The following is an 18,716-nucleotide window of genomic DNA, read 5'->3' on the forward strand; positions in this document are numbered from 1 at the left end:
CACGCGGGCCGCCGCCCCGGCGACGGTTTCCGGCACACAGATTACGACCGCCGAGCGGTTACGCTACTGATCGGTACCTGTGCGATTGGTCACCGCTCGGTACAACGCTCTATACAACAACGGTCGTCAGCGCGCCGCAGGCCGTGCCGGGGCTGACGCGAAGGGTCAGCGCCGCGCCGGTGGCGAGGACCTCGATGCCGGGGTCCCGGCTGACCACGGCATGGACAGGGTGGTGCCAGGTGAACTCGAACGGCGCGCCCGTGCGGTCGGGGGCGGCGATGCAGATCGTCGTGGTGTTGTGGCCGCGGCGCAGCAGGATGCTCGCGGGGCCGGACGAGGCCAGGGGGCCGGCGATGCCGGGGGCCCAGAAGTTGGCGGCGGTGACGCCGAGGCGCGACACCTGGACGGCGTGGCGGCCGGCGGTGTCCGCGAGGATGCGCAGCCAGTCCGGGTCGGCCGCGCGGTCGGCGACCTCGCGCGGGCCGGCGCCCGGCATCAGGACGTAGGCGTAACCAGCGTCGGCCGGATCGGTGCCGTGATCGAACCAGAGCGTCACATAGCGCCGGGTGACGGGCGTCAGACAGCATCCGCTGTTGATCGCGTGCCAGCTGCCGATGCGCGATGCGCGCAGCGCGTGAACGGGGGCGCCGCCGGGAAAAACGTATCCTCCGTGCCCCTCCAGGTGGGCCCAGCGGGCGCGCGGGAAGACGGCCGACCAGCCGTCGTGTCCCGGCTGCGGGACGCCGTCGACGAGGAGTCCGGCCTCGCCCGACGCGCCGAGGCCGCGGCTGTCGACGACGGTGTCCACACCGGTGCCGTCCCTGCTGCGGATGCCGGTGCCGAGGCAGATCACGGCGTCGTCGAGGAAGAACCACGACTTGCGCGCCGTCATCGTGCTCGAAAGGCCCTTGAGCTCCTGGCCGATCGCGGCGAATTCGCCGTCCGTGGTGCCGCCGACCCATCGTGCATCGGGCCGGGCCGCGCCCCAGGGTCCGCCCTCACCATCGGAGAGACGTTTCCGCGATGCAGTGGTGCCCGGCAGGCGGTACGGGTCGACGGTGGGCCAGAAGCCGTCGCTGTACTGGCCGTCGGTCGCGCCGCCGGCCCACCAGTAGAGCATCCCGGCGCCGGTGTGCCAGCCGCGCAGGTTTTCGCCGTTGCCGGTCTCGTAGTAGGCCACGCGGTCGGATGCCATGCTCAGCGCCGCCGTCCAACCGGGCCTGCGATGCACACAGCGGTCCATGGCGGGGAAGAACCGGTGACCGACGGGCTCGGGCAGCGGTGTGACCCCGTTGGTGCCGAGCGCCTGCAGACGGGCGAGGTCGTCGATGCCGAGCCTGGTGTCGTCGAGCACGGGGCTGTGGCGGTCACGCTCGATCCAGCCCTTGACAAGCCCCTGCCAACGCGCTTTGTCGGCGGTGCTCGCGCTCTCGGCGAGCATCGCGATATGGGCGATCAGCCGGTGACCACGTGTGTGATCGCTCTGCGGCGTGCGCGGATGATCGGAAGGGAACGGACCGCGGCTGATCGCTCGTCCGGAGACGGAGTCGATCACAAGACCGTTGTGCACGAACGGTGCATAAGCGTGCTCGATCGCATCGAAGATGCTCTGTTTCCTCGGATCGGTCACCTCCCATGGAGATCCGGACAGCAGGGCGAAGAGCCGTGCCAGCCCGTCCAGTTGAACGTCTCCATAGGAACCGGTGTAGGGGATGCAGCCGTGCTGGATGAACGATCCGTCGGCGTACAGGCCGTCGCCGGTGGTGACCTCGGTGAAGACCGGGGAGAGCGCGTCGCGGGCGAGAGTGAGCCGGGCGGCGTCCTTGCCCAGCACCCCGCGGACGGCCAGCACCCGGCACATATCGGTGCGGTTGGCGCCGGTGCTCGTACCGCTGTACGAGGCGACGGCGGAATCGGGGACGAGGTGGTCGAGGGCGGCGAGGCATCCGGCGAGCTGCCGGCGCGTCAACAGAGAGTAGACGAGGACACAGGTGTCGCCCAGCAGCCGCGGGCTGCCGATCCGCCAGTCCCACCAGTTGCCGTGCTGCTTCGTCCGCCGGTCGCGGACGAAGCGGACCAGGGCGCCGAGACCCTCGACGACGGCCGCCCCGAGTGCCGCGCCTCCCGTGTGACCGGTGCCCGGCTGTGCCCAGGCCTGCGCCATGGCGTTCAGGCGGGAGCAACTCCCCGTCAGGTGCCCGGAGTTCACGGCGAGCGGAAGATCGGGCCAGACCGACCCGGAGGCCGGGGCCATGGTGGCGGCGAACGCGGCGGCGGAACGCCCGAGCCGGGTGAGCCGTTCCGCAAAGGGAGAGGCGGCGGGGTCGAATCCGCTGCCCAGGGCGAGCTCCTTCCACCGCAGCCGCAGCCGGTCGTACGCGTCGCCCTCGTCGCCGGCCGCGGCAGTACCAGCGGTGCGAAGGGTGAGCCCGAGGGCGGCGGCCGTCACCGTTGCAGTGCCGATCAGTACGGCCCGGCGGGACGTAGGGACGGGACCGAGCGACGGATCGCACACAGGTCGACCGTAGAGGAAGCATTCTGAATGATTGAACAGAATCGCTCAGAAACGATCTAATGGCGGTACGATCACTGGATCAACGCCAGGCGAGGGGAGCGTGACGGCGTGCATGCCGAGGACAGGCACCAGAACATCCTTCGGGCCCTGCGTGAACGCGGAGGGGTGAGGGTCACGGACATGGCCAGGGAGATGGGGGTCTCCCCCGTCACCGTCCGCCGCGACGTGGAGACACTGGCCGAGCGTGGACTGGTCAGACGCGTGCACGGCGGAGCGGTTCTCCCGGACACCACCTCCCCACCCGGCGAGCACCCGGCGACCCGCGCCCGCGAGCTGCTGCGCTCCAGCCCGATGTCCTTCGGCATGATCGTGCCGGACGCCGGCTACTACTACCCCGAGGTGATCAAGGGCGCACGTGAGGCGGCCGCCGCCCGCGGGATCCGGCTGGTCCTCGGCATCTCCCAGTACGACCCGTCCGAGGAGCACGCCCAGGCACAGCAGATGCTCGACCACGGCATCGACGGCCTGCTCATCTCCCCGTCCGGACGACCCGAGGACCGCAGCTGGATCGAGGAGCTGCCCATTCCGGCCGTCCTCATCGAACGACGCCAGGAGGACGACGGCGCGGCGCTCGAACTCGCCGCCACCGACCACGCCCACGGCGCCCGGCTCGCCGTACACCACCTGGCGGGCCTCGGTCGCAGCCGCATCGCCCTGCTGCTGCGCGCCGACAGCCCGCACGCCACGCCGATCCACCACGGCTATCTCGCGGGGATGGCGGCCGCAGGCCTGGAGGCGCCGCCCGACCTGTGCTTCATCATCCCCATGCCGGACTCCCCCGGGGGCAGCGGCGACTACGAACGCCGGACCGGCCTGTTCCTCGATGCCGTCGAGGGGTGCCGGATCGACGCCGCGCTCGTGCACAACGACCGGGACGCGATCCTGCTGCTGCAGCGCCTGCGCGCGCGCCGCATCACCGTCCCCGACGAGATGGCGATCGTCGCGTACGACGACGAGGTGGCCGCGCTCGCCGACATCCCGCTCAGCGCAATCGCACCGCCGAAACACGCCGTCGGCGCGGCCGCCGTGGATCTGCTCGCGCTGCGCGTCACCGATCCGTCCCGCCCCCCGCACCGGCTGTCGATCCTGCCCGAGCTCCGCGTCCGTTCCTCCTCCGGCGTGTCCGGCGCCGTCGCGCCGGACGAGCCGGACGAGCCGGAGGAGCCGGAGGAGCCGGAGGAGCCGGAGGAGTGAGCCGGAGCCGGTACCGTCAGCGGGACTACTGCTGTGGCTCGGCCCCCGCGCGCAGCAGCCCGTAGGTGTATGCGTCGCCCAGAGCCTGCCAGGAGGCGGCGATGACGTTCTCGCCGACGCCGACCGTCGACCACTCGCCGCGCCCGTCGCTGGTGGTGACCAGGACGCGGGTGGTCGACTGGGTGCCGTGCAGCCCCTCGAGGATGCGCACCTTGTAGTCGACGAGCTCCATCTTCGCCAGCTGCGGGTAGATCCGCTCCAGTCCGGCGCGCAGCGCCCGGTCGAGCGCGTCGACCGGGCCGTTGCCCTCACCGATGGCGACGATGCGCTCGCCCTTCACCCACAGCTTCACCGTCGCCTCGTTGACCTGGTCGCCGTCGGGCCGCTGCTCGACGATGGTGCGCCAGGACTCGGTGCGGAAGAAGTGCGTCACGCTCCCCCGTACCTCGTCGCGCAGCAGCAGCTCGAAGGAGGCGTCGGCCGCCTCGTAGGTGTAGCCGGCGAGCTCCCGCTCCTTGACCCGCTCCACGACACGCCCCGCCAGTTCGCGGTCACCCGCCAGGTCGTAGCCCAGCTCCCTGCCCTTGAGCTCGATCGAGGCGCGCCCGGCCATGTCGGAGACCAGCATCCGCATGGTGTTGCCGACCAGTTCCGGGTCGATGTGCTGGTAGAGATCGGGGTCGACCTTGATCGCGGAGGCGTGCAGTCCGGCCTTGTGCGCGAAGGCCGACACCCCCACGTACGGCTGATGGGTGGACGGGGTCAGGTTGACAACTTCGGCGATCGCATGGGAGATCCGGGTCATCTCCGCGAGCGTTCCCTCCGGCAGCACCTTCCTGCCGTACTTGAGCTCGAGCGCCGCGACCACAGGGAAGAGGTTGGCGTTGCCGACACGCTCGCCGTAGCCGTTGGCCGTGCACTGCACGTGGGTCGCGCCCGCGTCGACGGCGGCGAGGGTGTTGGCCACCGCGCAGCCGGTGTCGTCCTGCGCGTGGATGCCGAGCCTCGCGCCGGTGTCGGCCAGCACTGTCCGCACCACGGCGGTGATCTGCGCCGGCAGCATGCCGCCGTTGGTGTCGCACAGCACGACCACGTCGGCTCCGGCCTCGTACGCCGTGCGGACCACGGACTTGGCGTACTCCGGATCGGCCCGGTAGCCGTCGAAGAAGTGCTCGCAGTCGACGAAGACGCGCCGCCCCTGACCCCGCAGGTAGGCGACCGTGTCCCGCACCATCGCCAGGTTCTCCTCCAAGGTGGTGCGCAGCGCAAGTTCCACATGGCGGTCGTGCGACTTGGCTACCAAGGTGATCACCGGCGCGCCGGATTCCAGCAACGCGGCCACCTGCGGGTCGTCCTCGGCGCGCACGCCGGCCTTACGCGTCGCGCCGAACGCGACGAGCTGGGCGTGCCTGAAGTCGATCTCCGTGCGGGCGCGCTGGAAGAACTCGGTGTCCCTCGGGTTCGCCCCAGGCCAGCCGCCTTCGATGAAGCCCACGCCGAAGTCGTCCAGGTGCCGGGCGATCGCGAGCTTGTCGGCGACGGTGAGGTTGATGCCCTCGCGCTGGGCGCCGTCGCGCAGCGTCGTGTCGAAGACGTGGAACTCGTCACCGGGGCCGGGAAGGGTGCGGTCGGATTCGGCCGTCATAGTGGTGGACTCCTGTCGAGTGAGCGGTTTTGAGGGAACAACCAGCTCCACTTGCCCCCAATGATCCCTCGCGCCTCGCCGCCCGTAGCGGATGGTCCGGGAAACGAAAAAACCTCTCGCGGGTGCGAGAGGTCTGCGCGCGGGTCTTGGGACACGATGATCGCCGCCGCGTTCTGGTCTTCGCGAGGCGGTCACTGCGGACCGGCGCGCCTGCTGCCAATAATCGTGGCAAACGAGGGCACAGGGGCAGTCTGGCACACGACCGTCCAAGCATGGACGCTTGTCTCACGATTCGGGCGTTGCGCATGATCGTTCAACGCGCGCAGACCAGACAAACCCCGCCCCGCCGCTCAAGCGGTCAGCGTGTCGTCGATGAACTCCGCGACGTGGCGGAGCACTTCGGCACGGTCCGATCCGGGCAGGCCGACCACCAGATGGGTGCCGAAGCCGTCGAGGAGAGCCCGCAGCCGCACCGCGAAGCGCTCCGCATCGACCGGGCGGAACTCGCCGCGCGAGATGCCCTCCGCGACCAGGGCGACGAGATCGCGGTGCCAGACCAGTTCCAGCTCCAGCTGGCGGCGGAGCGCGTCCTCGCCGGGCTGCGACCGGTTCCAGATCTCCGCCCACAGCGCCCAGCGCGGGTCACGGCGGCCGGCGGGCAGATACAGGTCGATGAACGCGTCGAGCCGCTCCCGCGCGCCGGCCGCACGCGACAGCGCCGACCTGCGCTGGACGCCGAGCTGCTCCTCGCTCCACTCCAGTGTCTGCAGCAGCAGCTCGTCCTTGCTGCCGAAGTAGTACAGGACATGGCCGCTGCTCATGCCGACCTCACGGCCGAGTCCCGCGATCGTCAGATCGGCGAGGCCGTGCTCGGCGATGGCCGCCATCGCGGCGGCCATGACCTGTTCGCGGGGCTGCTTCAACCGTCGCCTCGGGCGGACGGGACCTGGCACCGCGACCTCCGGAATCGAGTCACACCTGGGGCTGCTGCTGAGTGATGCAGTGTATGCCGCCCCCGTTGGCGAAGATCGTACGGGCGTCGACCAGCGTCACCCGGCGCTCCGGGAAGAGCCGCCCGAAGATCTCCGCCGCGCGCTCGTCGGCCGGGTCGTCGAACCCGCACAGCACCACGCCGCCGTTGCACAGGTAGTGGTTGATGTACGAGTAGTCGACGAGCTCGCCGTCGGCCTCGGTCACGCCGGGCGCAGGGATCTCCACGACCTCCAGCGCGCGACCGCGCGCGTCGGTGGAGGCGCGCAGCAGCCGCACGATCTCCTTGCACACCTCGTGGTCCGGGTGGGCCGGGTCGGGCTGGGTGTGAGCGACGACGACACCTGGACGGACGAAGGCGGCGACGATGTCGACATGTCCCCGCGTGCCGAACTGCCCGTAGTCCCGGGTGAGTCCGCGCGGCAGCCAGATCGCCTTGCTGGTGCCGAGGTAGGCGTGCAGCTCCTCCTCGACATCCTCGCGCGTCCAGCCGGGGTTGCGCCCCGGGTCGAGCTGGACGGTCTCGGTGAGCAGCACCGTGCCCTCGCCGTCGACGTGGATGCCGCCGCCCTCGTTGACCAGCTTCGTGCTGTAGACCTGCGCCCCGGCCATCGCGGCGACGTGCCTGCCGACCTCGGAGTCGCGGTCCCAGACCGCCCAGTCCTGCGCGCCCCAGCCGTTGAACGTCCAGTCGGCGGCGGCGAGTCTGCCACCCCCGGTGAGGAAGGTCGGGCCGATGTCGCGCATCCACGCGTCGTCGAGCGGGCGCTCCACGACCTCGATCGCGTCACCGAGCATCGCGCGCGCCGACGCGCCCTGACCGGTCCCGGCCACCACGGTGACCGGCTCGTGCCGGCTGACCGCACGGGCCACGGCGGCCCATGCGCGCCGCGCCTCGGCGAGCGAGTCGTCGCCCTCCTCGCCGAAGGTGAAGTTCGGCCCCGGCCAGGCCATCCAGGTGCGGGCGTGCGGGGCCCACTCGGGCGGCATGCGGAAGCCGTCGGCGGCAGGAAGTGCGGTCATGATCGGTCCTTCGTCCTTCGGTCCAGAAGAAGTGTCAGAGGAAGTAGAGGCGGTTGAGCGTGACCTGGTCGGCGGGGTCGGAGCGCACCGGCTGCCCGTCGAGGGTGACCAGGCCCGTCCTGGAGTCCACGTCGACGTGTCCGATACGGGAGTTGTGCAGCAGGTCACCGGGGCCGATGGAGCGCGTGCCGCGCACACCGACCCGTCGGCGCCTGGTCGGCATCGAGTCGAACGCCCGGCCGGGGGAGCCTGCCTCGACCGCCGCACCGCTGACGAACGCCACCGACAGATCGGCCGCCGTCGCCCCATGGGCGCCGAACTGCGGGCCGAGGACGAGCGGTTCGCAGGTGTCGGTGGCGGCGTTCGGGTCACCGGTGACCCCGTATGCCGGGAAGCCGGACTTGAGCACGAGCTGCGGCTTGGCACCGAAGTACTGCGGCAGCCACAGCACGATGTCGGCGAGCTTGCCGGTCTCGATGGAGCCGATCTCGTGCGCGAGGCCGTGGGCGATGGCGGGGTTGATGGTGAGTTTGGCGATGTAACGCAGCACGCGCACGTTGTCGTCGCCCTCGCCGTCCCCGGCCATCGGCCCGAGCTCGGCCTTCATCTTCCCGGCCATGGCAAAGGTGCGGCGCACGGTCTCGCCGGCGCGGCCCATGCCCTGGGCGTCGGAGGAGGTGATGCCGATGGCCCCCAGGTCGTGGAGCACGTCCTCGGCACCCATCGTCCCGGCGCGGATGCGGTCACGGGCCATCGCCGCGTCGCCCGGCAGGTCCGGCTTCAGATCGTGGACGGAGACGATCATGCCGTAGTGCTCGGCGACCGCGTCGCGGCCGAAGGGCAGCGTCGGATTGGTGGACGAGCCGATGACGTTGGCCACGCCCGCCATCTTCAGCACGTTGGGCACATGGCCGCCGCCGCACCCCTCGATGTGGAAGGCGTGGATGGTGCGGCCGTCCAGCACCGAGAGGGTGTCCTCGACCTGCAGGCATTCGTTGAGGCCGTCGCTGTGCAGGGCGACCTGGACGTCGTGCTCCTCGGCAACCCGCAGCGCCGTGTCCAGCGCCCTGCGGTGGGCGCCCATGTCCTCGTGGACCTTGAAGCCGGACGCCCCTCCTTCCGCGAGCGCCTCGACCAGCGGCGCCGGGTCGGAGGACGAACCACGCGCCAGAAAGCCGATGTTGACCGGCCAGGCATCGAAGGCGTTGAACGCATGCCGCAGCGCCCACGGCGAGTTGACGCCGACGCCCCATACCGGGCCGAACTCCTGGCCGACGATCGTGGTCACCCCGGAGGCGAGCGAGGCCTCCATGATGCGCGGCGAGAGGAGGTGGACGTGGGTGTCGACGGCGCCCGCGGTGGCGATCATGCCCTCGCCGGGGATGATCGTGGTGCCGGTGCCGACGACGACGTCCACACCGTCGAGGGTGTCGGGGTTGCCGGCCCGCCCGATCGAGCAGATCCGGCCCTCGCGGATGCCGATGGAGACCTTGCGGATGCCGAGGACCGCGTCGATGACGAGGACGTTGCTGATCACGACGTCGCAGGTGTCGCGGACGGCCGCGGCCTTCAGGTGCAGCCCGTCGCGGGCGGTCTTGCCGAAGCCGGCGAGGAACTCCTCCCCCGGCCGCTGTGCGTCCGACTCGACGCGGACGACCAGGCCGGAGTCGCCGAGCCGTACCCGGTCGCCGGCGCGCGGGCCGTGCACATGCGCGTACTCGTGCGGATCGATGCCGGTCACGACTGCTCCTTCCCGTCCTGGGCTCCGTCTCCGGCGCCCAGGTAGCCGCAGGCCGCCGCGCGGCGCAGTGCCTCCTGGCGGGCCCCGGGGGCGTCGAGCGCACCGTCGACCAGGCCGGCGAAGCCGATGGCGACCCGGTCTCCGCCGATCGGGACCAGGCCGACCTCCGTGTGCTCGCCGGGGCTGAAGCGCACCGACGACCCGGCCGGTACGGCGAGCCGCATCCCGTAGGCGGCCGCGCGGTCGAAGTCGAGGCGCGGGTTGGCCTCGAAGAAGTGGAAGTGCGAGGTGACGCTCACCGGCACGCTCGCGGTGTTGTGCACGCCGAGCCGCACCGCGGGCTCGATCTGCGGGTCCGGCGGGCCGGGCAGCACGGCACCGGGCGCCTCCTCGCCCAGCGAGGCCCCGCCGCGGATCGGGTCGGGGACGACGGCGAGCCGCGAGCCGTCGTCGAAGACCGCCTCGACCATCACATCGCCGACGACGTCGGCGACGCCGGGGAGCACGTCGTCCGGGCCGAGCACCTCGCGGGCGGCCTCGATCGCCTCGGCGAGCCGCTTGCCGTCGCGGGCGGCCTCGCACACGGCGTCCGCGATGATCGCGGTCGCCTCGGGCACGTTGAGACGCAGCCCGCGTGCCTTCCGCGCCCGCGCCAGTTCGGCGGCGCCGAAGAGCAGAAGGCGGTCGCGTTCCGTCGGGGTCAGCCGCATCCCTGCTCATCTCCCAGCATGCTTGTGGATGGCCAGCTTTTGAACGTCACTCTAACAAAGCCTTGACCTGAAGCCAGACCCTCAGCCACATTGAATGTCGTTCTAAATTGATCGGCGCTCAAAGGGAGCAGGCCCATGCAGATCGAACAGCGGGGAGTCGACACCGTCCCCGAGGAGGAGCGGACGAGCGGCCCGCGCGATGTCGTCAGCATCCTGCTCGGCTCCAACCTCGCGCTCGGCGTGATCGTCTTCGGCTGGCTGCCGGTCTCCTTCGGCCTCGGCTGGTGGGCGTCGCTCACCTCCCTCGTCGCGGGCACGATCGTCGGCGCGGTACTCGTGGCCCCGCTCGCCCTGGTCTCGCTGCGCACCGCAACCAACCTCTCCACCAGCAGCGGCGCCCACTTCGGGGTACGCGGACGCCTGCTCGGCTCGATGATCGGCCTGTTGCTCTCGCTCGGCTACACGGCGCTGACGCTGTGGGTCGGCGGCGACGCGGTCGTCGGATGCCTGCACCGGATGACCGGGCTGCCCACGGGGCCTGCGACCTACGCGATCGTCTACGCGGTGCTCGCGATCACCACCGCCTCCTCGGCCGTCTTCGGCTACCGGATGCTGCTGGGCCTGAGCAAGTGGCTCTCCATAGGCCTCACCATCCTGCTGGTCGTCGGCGTCGTGGCGTACGCAGGAATGTTCCACACCGGCGCGCCGCACGGCTCGTCCTACCTGCTAGGCAGCTTCTGGCCGACGTGGCTGCTCTCCGCCGTCTCCGCCGGGCTCAGCGGCCCGATCGCGTTCATCACCCTGCTCGGCGACTACACCCGCTACGTCTCGCCGCGGCGCTTCAGCTCCCGCAAGGTCTGGCTCGCCACCTACGCCGGACTGGTGATCGGGCTCCTCGTGCCGCAGCTGTTCGGCACCTTCACCGCGCTCGCCATTGGCGCGGGCTCGGACTACGCCACCTCGCTCGTGGCCGCGGCCCCCGCCTGGTACCTGCTGCTGCTCTTCATCAACGCCTCGGCGGGCTCGGTCGGCAACGCCGGACTGATGCTCTACAGCATGGGCCTCGACCTCGACGCGATCCTGCCGAAGGCCACGCGCACCCAGGCGACGTACGTCGTCGCACTGGTCTCCACGGCGCTGGTCTACCTCGGCCACTTCGCATGGGCGGCGCAGGACGCCATGACCTCGTTCGTGCTGGTACTGACCGCGGTCGGCACGCCCTGGGCCGTGATCACCCTCATGGGCTTCGCGCGGGTGCGCGGCCGTTACGACGCCGATTCACTGCAGGTCTACAACCGCCGCACGGTCGGCGGCATCTACTGGTACCGCAAGGGCTGGAACGTCCAGGCGCTCATCTCCTGGGCGTGCGGCTCGGCCGTCGGTCTGTGCGCCGTCGACACGCCCCTGTACAGCGGTCCGCTGCTGAAGTACACCGGCGGCGTCGACATCAGCTTCCTGATCTCGGGCGCCATCACCGCCGTCGTCTATGCGCTGCTGAACGCGAAGCGGCCGCATCCCGTTCCCGGCACCCAGCCCGCCGCGGAGCCGGAAGGGGAGGACGCGGCCGTCGCCGTCGGCTGAGTGCAGTACCAGCCCGCAGGCTGAGCCCGCAGCCTCAGCTCAGCTTGTGCATCCAGCCGTGCGTGTCGGGGGCCGCGCCGGTCTGGATGTCGAGCAGCGCCTTGCGAAGTGTCTGGGTGATCTCACCCGGCTTCCCGTCCCCCACCGTCCAGTTGGCGCGCGCCGACTTCACCGAGCCGACCGGGGTGATCACCGCCGCCGTACCACAGGCGAACACCTCGGTGAGCGAGCCGTCGGCGTTGCCCTGCTGCCAGTCGTCCACGGAGATCCGGCCCTCGGCGACCTCATAGCCGTGATCGGCCGCGATCTGCAGCAGCGAGGCGCGCGTGATGCCGGGCAGCAGCGAGCCCGACAGCTCCGGGGTCACGATCAGCGGCTTGTTCGTGTCCCGCCCGTACACGAAGTACAGGTTCATGCCGCCCATTTCCTCGATCCAGCGGCGCTCGATCGCATCCAGCCAGACCACCTGGTCGCAGCCGAACTCGGCGGCCTGCGCCTGGGCGATCAGGGAGGCGGCGTAGTTGCCACCCGCCTTCGCCGCGCCCGTGCCGCCGGGCGCGGCGCGCACGTACTCCTCCGAGAGCCAGACCGACACGGGCTTGATGCCGCCGGGGAAGTAGGCACCGGCCGGGGAGGCGATGACCACGAACAGGTATTCGTTGGCCGGCTTGACGCCGAGACCGACCTCGGTGGCGAACATGAACGGACGCAGGTAGAGCGACTGTTCGTCCCTGCTCGGCACCCATGCCTTGTCCTGCGTCACCAGCGCGTCGACGGCCGCGATGAACGTCTCGATCGGCAGCTCGGGCATGGCGAGGCGCCGGGCGGAGGCCTGGAACCGCTTGGCGTTCTCCTCGGGCCGGAAGGTGGCCACGGAGCCGTCGGGCTGACGGTAGGCCTTGAGCCCTTCGAAGATGGTCTGCGCGTAGTGCAGCGTCATGTTGGCGGGGTCGAGCGACAGCGGCGCATACGGGACGAGCTGGGCGTCGTGCCAGCCACGGCCCTCGGTCCACTTGATCGTCACCATGTGGTCGGTGAAGTGGCGGCCGAAACCGGGGTTGGCGAGAACCGCCTCGCGCTCCGCGTCGGAGAGCGGGTGCGAGGAGGGCTTGAGCTCGATCGTGGGCGTCGTCATGGTTCGTGTCCTTCACCGTGAGGTCGTGGCGGACCGCGCGCTGCGCCTCGCGGCGTTGCTAGGACGTCCAAGCTTCTCCCCGCGGTGCGGCCCGCAACGATTATCTCCGATGCGCGTCGAGCGGTGGAATACGGGAATCAGGGCGTACTGGCGGGGTGCGGTTGCGGCCCAGGGTTGATGGTGGCATCCGCGCGGTGTCTTGCACAGCGGGGTTGCCCGTCGGGCCCCGGGCCCGGGGCCCGACGGGCACGCCCAGGGCCCCCTCCTGTGCCAGAAGGGGGCCGAGTAGTGCGGGGCGAGCGACCGGCCTCAGCCGGGCTGTACTCGATATGCCGCCGGCGCGGCGAGGCGCGCGGCGAGCGCGTCACCGATCTCGGAGGTGGAGCGGGTGCCGAAGCGTTCAGCGAGGTCGGCGGCGACGGCGGCCTCGATACGGGCGGCTTCGGCGGTGTAGCCGAGGTGCTGCAGCAGCAGGGCGACGGAGAGGACGGTCGCGGTCGGGTCGGCCTTGCCCTGGCCGGCGATGTCCGGCGCCGAGCCGTGGACGGGCTCGAACATCGACGGGAACTCGCCCGACGGGTTGATGTTGCCGCTTGCGGCGAGGCCGATGCCTCCGGTGACGGCGGCGGCGAGGTCGGTGAGGATGTCGCCGAAGAGGTTGTCGGTGACGATCACGTCGAACCGCTCGGGCTGGGTGACGAAGAAGATCGTCGCCGCGTCCACGTGCAGGTAGTCGGTGGTGACCTCGGGGAATTCCTCGCCCACCCGGTCGAAGATGTTCTTCCACAGGTGGCCGGCGTGCACCAGCACGTTGTTCTTGTGCACGAGGGTGAGCTTCTTGCGCGGACGCGCCTGCGCGCGGGCGTACGCGTCGCGCACCACCCGCTCGATACCGAATGCGGTGTTGAGGCTGACCTCGGTGGCCACCTCGTGCGGGGTGCCGGCGCGCAGCGTGCCGCCGTTGCCGACGTATGGGCCCTCGGTGCCTTCGCGCACCACGACGAAATCGATGGCGGGCTCACCCGCGAGCGGGGACTTCACTCCGGGGAAGAGCTTGCCGGGCCGCAGGTTGACGTGGTGGTCGAAGGCGAACCGCAGTTTGAGCAGGAATCCGCGCTCCAGGACGCCGGACGGCACCGACGGGTCGCCGATGGCGCCGAGCAGGATCGCGTCGTGCTCCTTGAGCTGGGCGAGGTCGGCGTCGGTCAGCGTCTCGCCGGTCTCATGCCATCGCTTGGCGCCGAAGTCGTACGACTTCGTCTCCAGCTTCACGTCCTGCGGGAGCGCCTGGCTGAGGACCTTGAGCCCTTCGGCGACGACTTCCTGGCCGATTCCGTCACCGGGGATCACTGCGAGGCTGAGGGTGCGAGACATGTCCTGCACCTTACGCCTCGTCCCAGCCCATGACACGCCACGTCCGCATGACGGACACGACTCCGGGGCTGATTGTCAGCGGTGCTCGTGGCCCGTGCTGCCGCCGTTGTCACGGCGGTCGAGAGCGCGCTGCAGAGCCTCGGCGGCGTTCTTGCGAGCAGTCTCATCCATGGTGCACAGCTCCAACCGGAACATCAGAGATGGGTGGGTGCGCCGTGGGGCGGGGAGCGTGCACGCAGGGGTGGCCTGCTTGTCGGCACTGGCTCTGACCCGCCGATCGCTGGATCGAGCGAGACATTCGGCTTCTACAACGCTAAGCCTGCATCGCCGTTCTGTCTGCACAATTAATCGGACTTCCTACTATCTGAGACGGCCGACGGCCCGGCATCCCCATGGATACCGGGCCGTGTACGGTCTGTGCAGGTCAGCCCATGTGCGGGTAGCGGTAGTCCGTCGGTGGGACCAGCGTCTCCTTGATGGAGCGGGTGGACGTCCAGCGCATCAGGTTCTGCTTGGCGCCCGCCTTGTCGTTGGTGCCGGAGGCACGGCCGCCGCCGAAGGGCTGCTGGCCGACGACGGCGCCGGTCGACTTGTCGTTGATGTAGAAGTTGCCGGCCGCGTAGCGGAGCTTCTCCATCGTCTCGACGGCCGCGGCGCGGTCACGGGCGATCACCGAGCCGGTGAGGCCGTACGCGGAGACCGACTCCATCTGCGCAAGCATCTCGTCGTACGTGTCGTCCTCGTAGACGTGGACCGCGAGGATCGGGCCGAAGTACTCGGTGCGGAAGACCTCGTTCTCCGGGTCGGAGCAGACCAGCACGGTCGGGCGGACGAACCAGCCGACCGAGTCGTCATACGCGCCGCCCGCCACGATCTCGATCGAGGGGTCGGACTTCGCCCGGTCGATCGCCGCCTTGTTCTTGGCGAAGGCCCGCTCGTCGATGACGGCACCGATGAAGTTGTCGAGGTCGGTGACGTCGCCCATCGCGATCCCGTCGACCTCGGCGGCGAAGGACTCCTTGAAGCCGGAGTCCCAGATCGAGCGCGGAATGTACGCGCGGGAGGTGGCCGAGCACTTCTGGCCCTGGTACTCGAAGGCGCCACGGGTCAGCGCGGTCTTGAGCACGGCAGGGTCGGCCGACGGATGGGCGACGACGAAGTCCTTGCCGCCGGTCTCCCCCACGATCCGCGGGTAGTTCTTGTACTTCTCGATGTTGGCGCCCACCGTCTTCCACAGGTAGTGGAAGGTCCTGGTCGAGCCGGTGAAGTGAATGCCCGCCAGCTCCGGGTGGTTCAGGGCGACCTCGGAGACGGCGACGCCGTCGCCCGTCAGCAGGTTGATGACGCCCTTGGGCAGACCGGCCTCCTCCAGCAGCCGCATCAGCAGCACCGCGGCGAGGGTCTGGGTCGGCGACGGCTTCCAGATCACGACGTTGCCCATGAGCGCGGGCGCGGTCGGCAGGTTCCCGGCGATCGCGGAGAAGTTGAAGGGCGTGATCGCATAGACGAAACCCTCCAGCGGACGGTGGTCGAGGCGGTTCCACACCCCGGGCGAATTGGTCACCGGCTGCTCGGCGAGGATCTGCCGTGCGTACAAGACGTTGAACCGCCAGAAGTCGACGAGCTCACACGGGGTGTCGATCTCGGCCTGCTGCGCGGTCTTGGACTGTCCGAGCATCGTCGCGGCCGCGATCGTCTCGCGCCACGGGCCGGCCAGCAGGTCGGCGGCGCGCAGGATGATCGCCGCGCGGTCGTCGAACGACATGGCCCGCCAAGCGGGAGCGGCGGCGAGCGCCGCATCGATCGCGTCCTGGGCATCCGCCTGCGTCGCATGGCGCGCGGTGCCGAGCCGCTTGGCGCGGTTGTGCGGCTGTACGACGTCGAACGGCTCGCCGCCGCCCATCCGCTGCACTCCGCCGATGGTCATCGGCAGGTCGGCCGGGTTCTCGCCGAGCTCCTTCAGCTTCGCCTCCAGGCGGGCCCGTTCCGGGCTCCCCGGGGCGTAGGAATGCACCGGCTCGTTGACCGGAGTGGGGACCTGGGTCACGGCGTCCATGAGAGGGGATCTCCTTCTGCTTTGGGGGAAACGCCGGGCTGAGAGCCGCCGGGGGCTCTCAGGCGCCGGGGACGAACGAGCGGAGGAAGAAGGCGAGGTTCGCCGGGCGCTCCGCCAAGCGGCGCATGAAGTACCCGTACCAGTCTGCGCCGTACGGCACGTAAATGCGCATACGCTCACCCGACTCGGCGAGGCGCCGCTGCTCGGCGGTCCTGATGCCGAAGAGCATCTGGAACTCGTAGTCGTGCGGCTTGCGTCCCGCGCGGCGGGCCAGCTCCTGGCCGATAGCGATCATGCGCGGGTCGTGCGAGCCGATCATGGGGTAGCCGGCGCCCGCCATGAGGATCTTCAGGCAGCGCACATAGGCCAGGTCCACCTCGCGCTTACCCTGGTAGGCGACGGAGGCAGGCTCCTTGTACGCGCCCTTGACCAGCCGCACCCGGGAGCCGGGTGTGGCGAGCCTGCGGCAGTCGTCCTCGGTACGGAAGAGGTACGACTGCAGCACGGCGCCGGTGCCCGGATGCTCCTTGCGCAGCTCGTCGAGGATGGCGAGGGTCGAGTCGACGGTGGTGTGGTCCTCCATGTCGAGGGTCACCGTCGTCCCGGCGGCGGTTGCGGCCTCGGCGACCTGCCGGACGTTCTCCAGCGCGATGTCGTGCCCGCCGGAGGGGAGCGCCTGCCCGAACGCGGAGAGCTTCACCGATACTTCGGCGCGCTTGCCGAGTCCTTCGGCAGCGATGGCGTCGAGGAGGCGGAGGTAGGCGTCGCGGGTGGCCGCGGCAGTGGCCCGGTCGGTGACGTCCTCACCCAGGTGGTCAAGGGTGACGTCGAGGCCGGAGGCGGTGAGCTCCCGGACGCTCTCCATAGCGGGACGCAGCTCGTCCCCGGCGATGAACCGGTGCACGACCGTCCGGGTGACGGGGGCGGCCGCGACGATGCGGCGCATACGGTCGCTGCGCGAGGCGGCGAGCAGCACAGGACCCAGCACGGGGCTCCTCCAGAGTGCGTAAGTGCGCAGAAATGCGTAGTACGAGTGGCTACGAGGTCACCACGCCCTGAAATCTAGGATTCACCCTCGCCGCGGGCCATCGACACGTGTCACGCATCCGTGACCGACCCCTCATACAGATGTATGAGCGTGGTGCGTCACAATGGCGGCGTGCGCGGGGACTACAGCGACTACCAAGAGCTCGTCGACGAGGTGTCGGCGCTGCTCGGCGCGCCCGCGACCCTCGAAGACCGCGACTTTCGGCTGATCGCGTTCTGCGCGCACGAAAGCGATGCGGGCGCAATGGACACGATCCGCACACGATCGATCCTCACCCGCCGGTCGACGGCCGAGGTACGTGCCTGGTTCGAGGGCTTCGGCATCGCACGGGCACACGCGCCCGTCCGTATCCCGGCCGACCCGGGGGCGGGGATACGCGGGCGCATCTGCCTGCCGGTGCGGCACGCGGGCGTTGTGTACGGCTACATCTGGCTCCTCGACGACGACGATGCGCTCCAGCGGGCCGAACCCGCGCTGGGCGCGGCGATGGCGGTCGCCTCGCGGATCGGGACACTGCTGGCGCAGGAGGCGCGGGCGGGTGCGGATCTGGGCCGCGAGCTGCTGAGCGTGCTCACGGGGTCCGGCGAGCGCCGGGACGCGGCGGAGTCCGCGCTGCGCGCGGAGCTCGGCCCGGGAGCGAACGGTGCGCTGGCGGTGATCTGCGTGGCGCCCTGGGCCACCACGGACGACGACGAGTCCGAGATCCTGCCGGCCGTCCGTACGGTCCCGGGAGCGGCGGCCGTGACGGCCGTCCCATCGGCGGGGCTGGCCGCCCTTGTCCGCCTGCGGGCGGCGGGCGTCCTGACGCCCGCCCGCAGCGCCGCCAGCCGCCTGCTGGAGTCCGCGAGAGCGCACGGCGGCACGGCGGGGATCAGCGAACCCCGCCACGGGCTCGGCGAGTTGGCCGACGCGTGGCGTGAGGCGTCCGCCGCGGCTCGGGCGGCCCTCGCCCAGCCGGCGTTGGGCCGCATCACCGAATGGTCGGCGATCGGCCCCTACCGCCTCCTCACCGCCCTGCCGCCCGCGCCGGACCCCGCGGTGGCCCCGCTCCTCGCGCCCGCCCACGCCGAACTCGCCCGCACGGCAGAGGTCTTCCTCGACTGCGCCGGCCACGCGGGGAAGGCGGCCGCGGCCCTGGCCATCCACCGCCAGACGCTCTACTACCGCCTCTCCCGCGTCGAGCGCCTGACGGGCCTGGACCTCGACAAGGGCGAGGACCGCCTGCTGCTCCACATATCCCTCAAGTCCGCCCGCCTGGGCCCGCCCCCGGCCCCGTGACCAGCCAGATCACGTACGCCTTGGCGCTGCGCGCCAGCCTTCCCGGCCCCGTGACCAGCCAGATCACGTACCGCAGAGCACGTGCGCCTCGACGCTCCACGCCAACCTTCCCGGCCCCGTGACCAGCCGAATCACGTACCGCAGATCACATACGCGCGTCCACACCGGTCACCAGCCCGATCACGTGCGCCTCGGCGCTGCAGGCCGGCGTGATTGGTCCGGTCACGTGCCTGGGGTCACGTTGCGCCGTGGCGTGGTTGGGGGGTCGGCGCCGCTGTGGGGTGCCTCCTCGGCGCTCGAACGTCACGTGACCTGCTTGTGCGCCGCGCGGTTGTTCTCGTCGCCTGCGGGGGCACCCCTGCGCGT

Annotated in this window: 13 protein-coding genes; 3 read left to right on the forward strand and 10 right to left on the reverse strand. The window is 70.6% G+C overall.

Going from position 1 to position 18,716, the window contains the following annotated elements; genetic code table 11:
• Window positions 1-109: 109 nt before the first annotated feature.
• Complete coding sequence (locus NGB36_RS31505; protein ID WP_255924026.1) at window positions 110-2,515, reverse strand: polysaccharide lyase 8 family protein; 2,406 nt, start codon at window positions 2,513-2,515, stop codon at window positions 110-112.
• A gap of 108 nt (window positions 2,516-2,623) precedes the next feature.
• On the opposite strand from NGB36_RS31505, the gene NGB36_RS31510 reads away from it, so the two are divergent.
• A complete protein-coding gene (locus NGB36_RS31510) occupies window positions 2,624-3,769 on the forward strand; it encodes a LacI family DNA-binding transcriptional regulator (RefSeq protein ID WP_255924027.1) in 1,146 nt (381 codons plus the stop codon).
• A gap of 25 nt (window positions 3,770-3,794) precedes the next feature.
• Here the strand turns inward: NGB36_RS31510 and cimA are convergent, their stop codons facing one another.
• The 5 genes from cimA to ureA all read right to left on the reverse strand — a co-directional run bounded on the left by cimA (window position 3,795) and on the right by ureA (window position 9,878).
• Entirely contained in the window at window positions 3,795-5,414 is a 1,620-nt protein-coding gene (cimA, locus tag NGB36_RS31515; protein WP_255924028.1) for a citramalate synthase, read from the reverse strand.
• A gap of 350 nt (window positions 5,415-5,764) precedes the next feature.
• Window positions 5,765-6,367: a TetR/AcrR family transcriptional regulator gene (locus tag NGB36_RS31520; RefSeq protein WP_255924029.1), complete on the reverse strand. Its 603-nt coding sequence runs from the start codon at window positions 6,365-6,367 to the stop codon at window positions 5,765-5,767.
• A gap of 19 nt (window positions 6,368-6,386) precedes the next feature.
• On the reverse strand, window positions 6,387-7,427 hold the full coding sequence (locus NGB36_RS31525) for an agmatine deiminase family protein (protein WP_255924030.1): 1,041 nt from the start codon (window positions 7,425-7,427) through the stop codon (window positions 6,387-6,389).
• Window positions 7,428-7,461: 34 nt separating this feature from the next.
• A complete protein-coding gene (locus tag NGB36_RS31530; RefSeq protein WP_255924039.1) occupies window positions 7,462-9,159 on the reverse strand; it encodes an urease subunit alpha in 1,698 nt (565 codons plus the stop codon).
• 5 nt (window positions 9,160-9,164) lie between these two features.
• A complete protein-coding gene (gene ureA / locus NGB36_RS31535) occupies window positions 9,165-9,878 on the reverse strand; it encodes an urease subunit gamma (protein ID WP_255924031.1) in 714 nt (237 codons plus the stop codon).
• Between the two features lie 135 nt (window positions 9,879-10,013).
• Here ureA and NGB36_RS31540 point away from each other — a divergent pair, with 135 nt between their 5' ends.
• Window positions 10,014-11,459 carry a cytosine permease gene (locus NGB36_RS31540; protein ID WP_255924032.1) on the forward strand — a complete coding sequence of 482 codons (1,446 nt, stop codon included), beginning with the start codon at window positions 10,014-10,016 and terminating at the stop codon, window positions 11,457-11,459.
• A gap of 34 nt (window positions 11,460-11,493) precedes the next feature.
• Here the strand turns inward: NGB36_RS31540 and NGB36_RS31545 are convergent, their stop codons facing one another.
• The 4 genes from NGB36_RS31545 to NGB36_RS31560 all read right to left on the reverse strand — a co-directional run bounded on the left by NGB36_RS31545 (window position 11,494) and on the right by NGB36_RS31560 (window position 17,012).
• Window positions 11,494-12,594 (reverse strand): branched-chain amino acid aminotransferase, encoded by a 1,101-nt coding sequence (locus tag NGB36_RS31545; protein ID WP_255924033.1) that lies wholly within the window; start codon window positions 12,592-12,594, stop codon window positions 11,494-11,496.
• Window positions 12,595-12,903: 309 nt separating this feature from the next.
• Window positions 12,904-13,968, reverse strand: coding sequence for a 3-isopropylmalate dehydrogenase (locus tag NGB36_RS31550; RefSeq protein ID WP_255924034.1), 1,065 nt, complete (start codon window positions 13,966-13,968; stop codon window positions 12,904-12,906).
• Window positions 13,969-14,392: 424 nt separating this feature from the next.
• Window positions 14,393-16,024 (reverse strand): L-glutamate gamma-semialdehyde dehydrogenase, encoded by a 1,632-nt coding sequence (gene pruA / locus NGB36_RS31555; RefSeq protein WP_255924035.1) that lies wholly within the window; start codon window positions 16,022-16,024, stop codon window positions 14,393-14,395.
• Between the two features lie 58 nt (window positions 16,025-16,082).
• Complete coding sequence (locus NGB36_RS31560; protein WP_255924036.1) at window positions 16,083-17,012, reverse strand: proline dehydrogenase family protein; 930 nt, start codon at window positions 17,010-17,012, stop codon at window positions 16,083-16,085.
• A 171-nt stretch (window positions 17,013-17,183) separates the two neighbouring features.
• Here NGB36_RS31560 and NGB36_RS31565 point away from each other — a divergent pair, with 171 nt between their 5' ends.
• Window positions 17,184-18,350 carry a PucR family transcriptional regulator gene (locus NGB36_RS31565; RefSeq protein ID WP_255924037.1) on the forward strand — a complete coding sequence of 389 codons (1,167 nt, stop codon included), beginning with the start codon at window positions 17,184-17,186 and terminating at the stop codon, window positions 18,348-18,350.
• The last annotated feature ends 366 nt before the right edge of the window (window positions 18,351-18,716 follow it).

The organism is Streptomyces humicola (assembly GCF_024436035.1).
GTDB classification, from domain to species: Bacteria; Actinomycetota; Actinomycetes; order Streptomycetales; family Streptomycetaceae; genus Streptantibioticus_B; species Streptantibioticus_B humicola.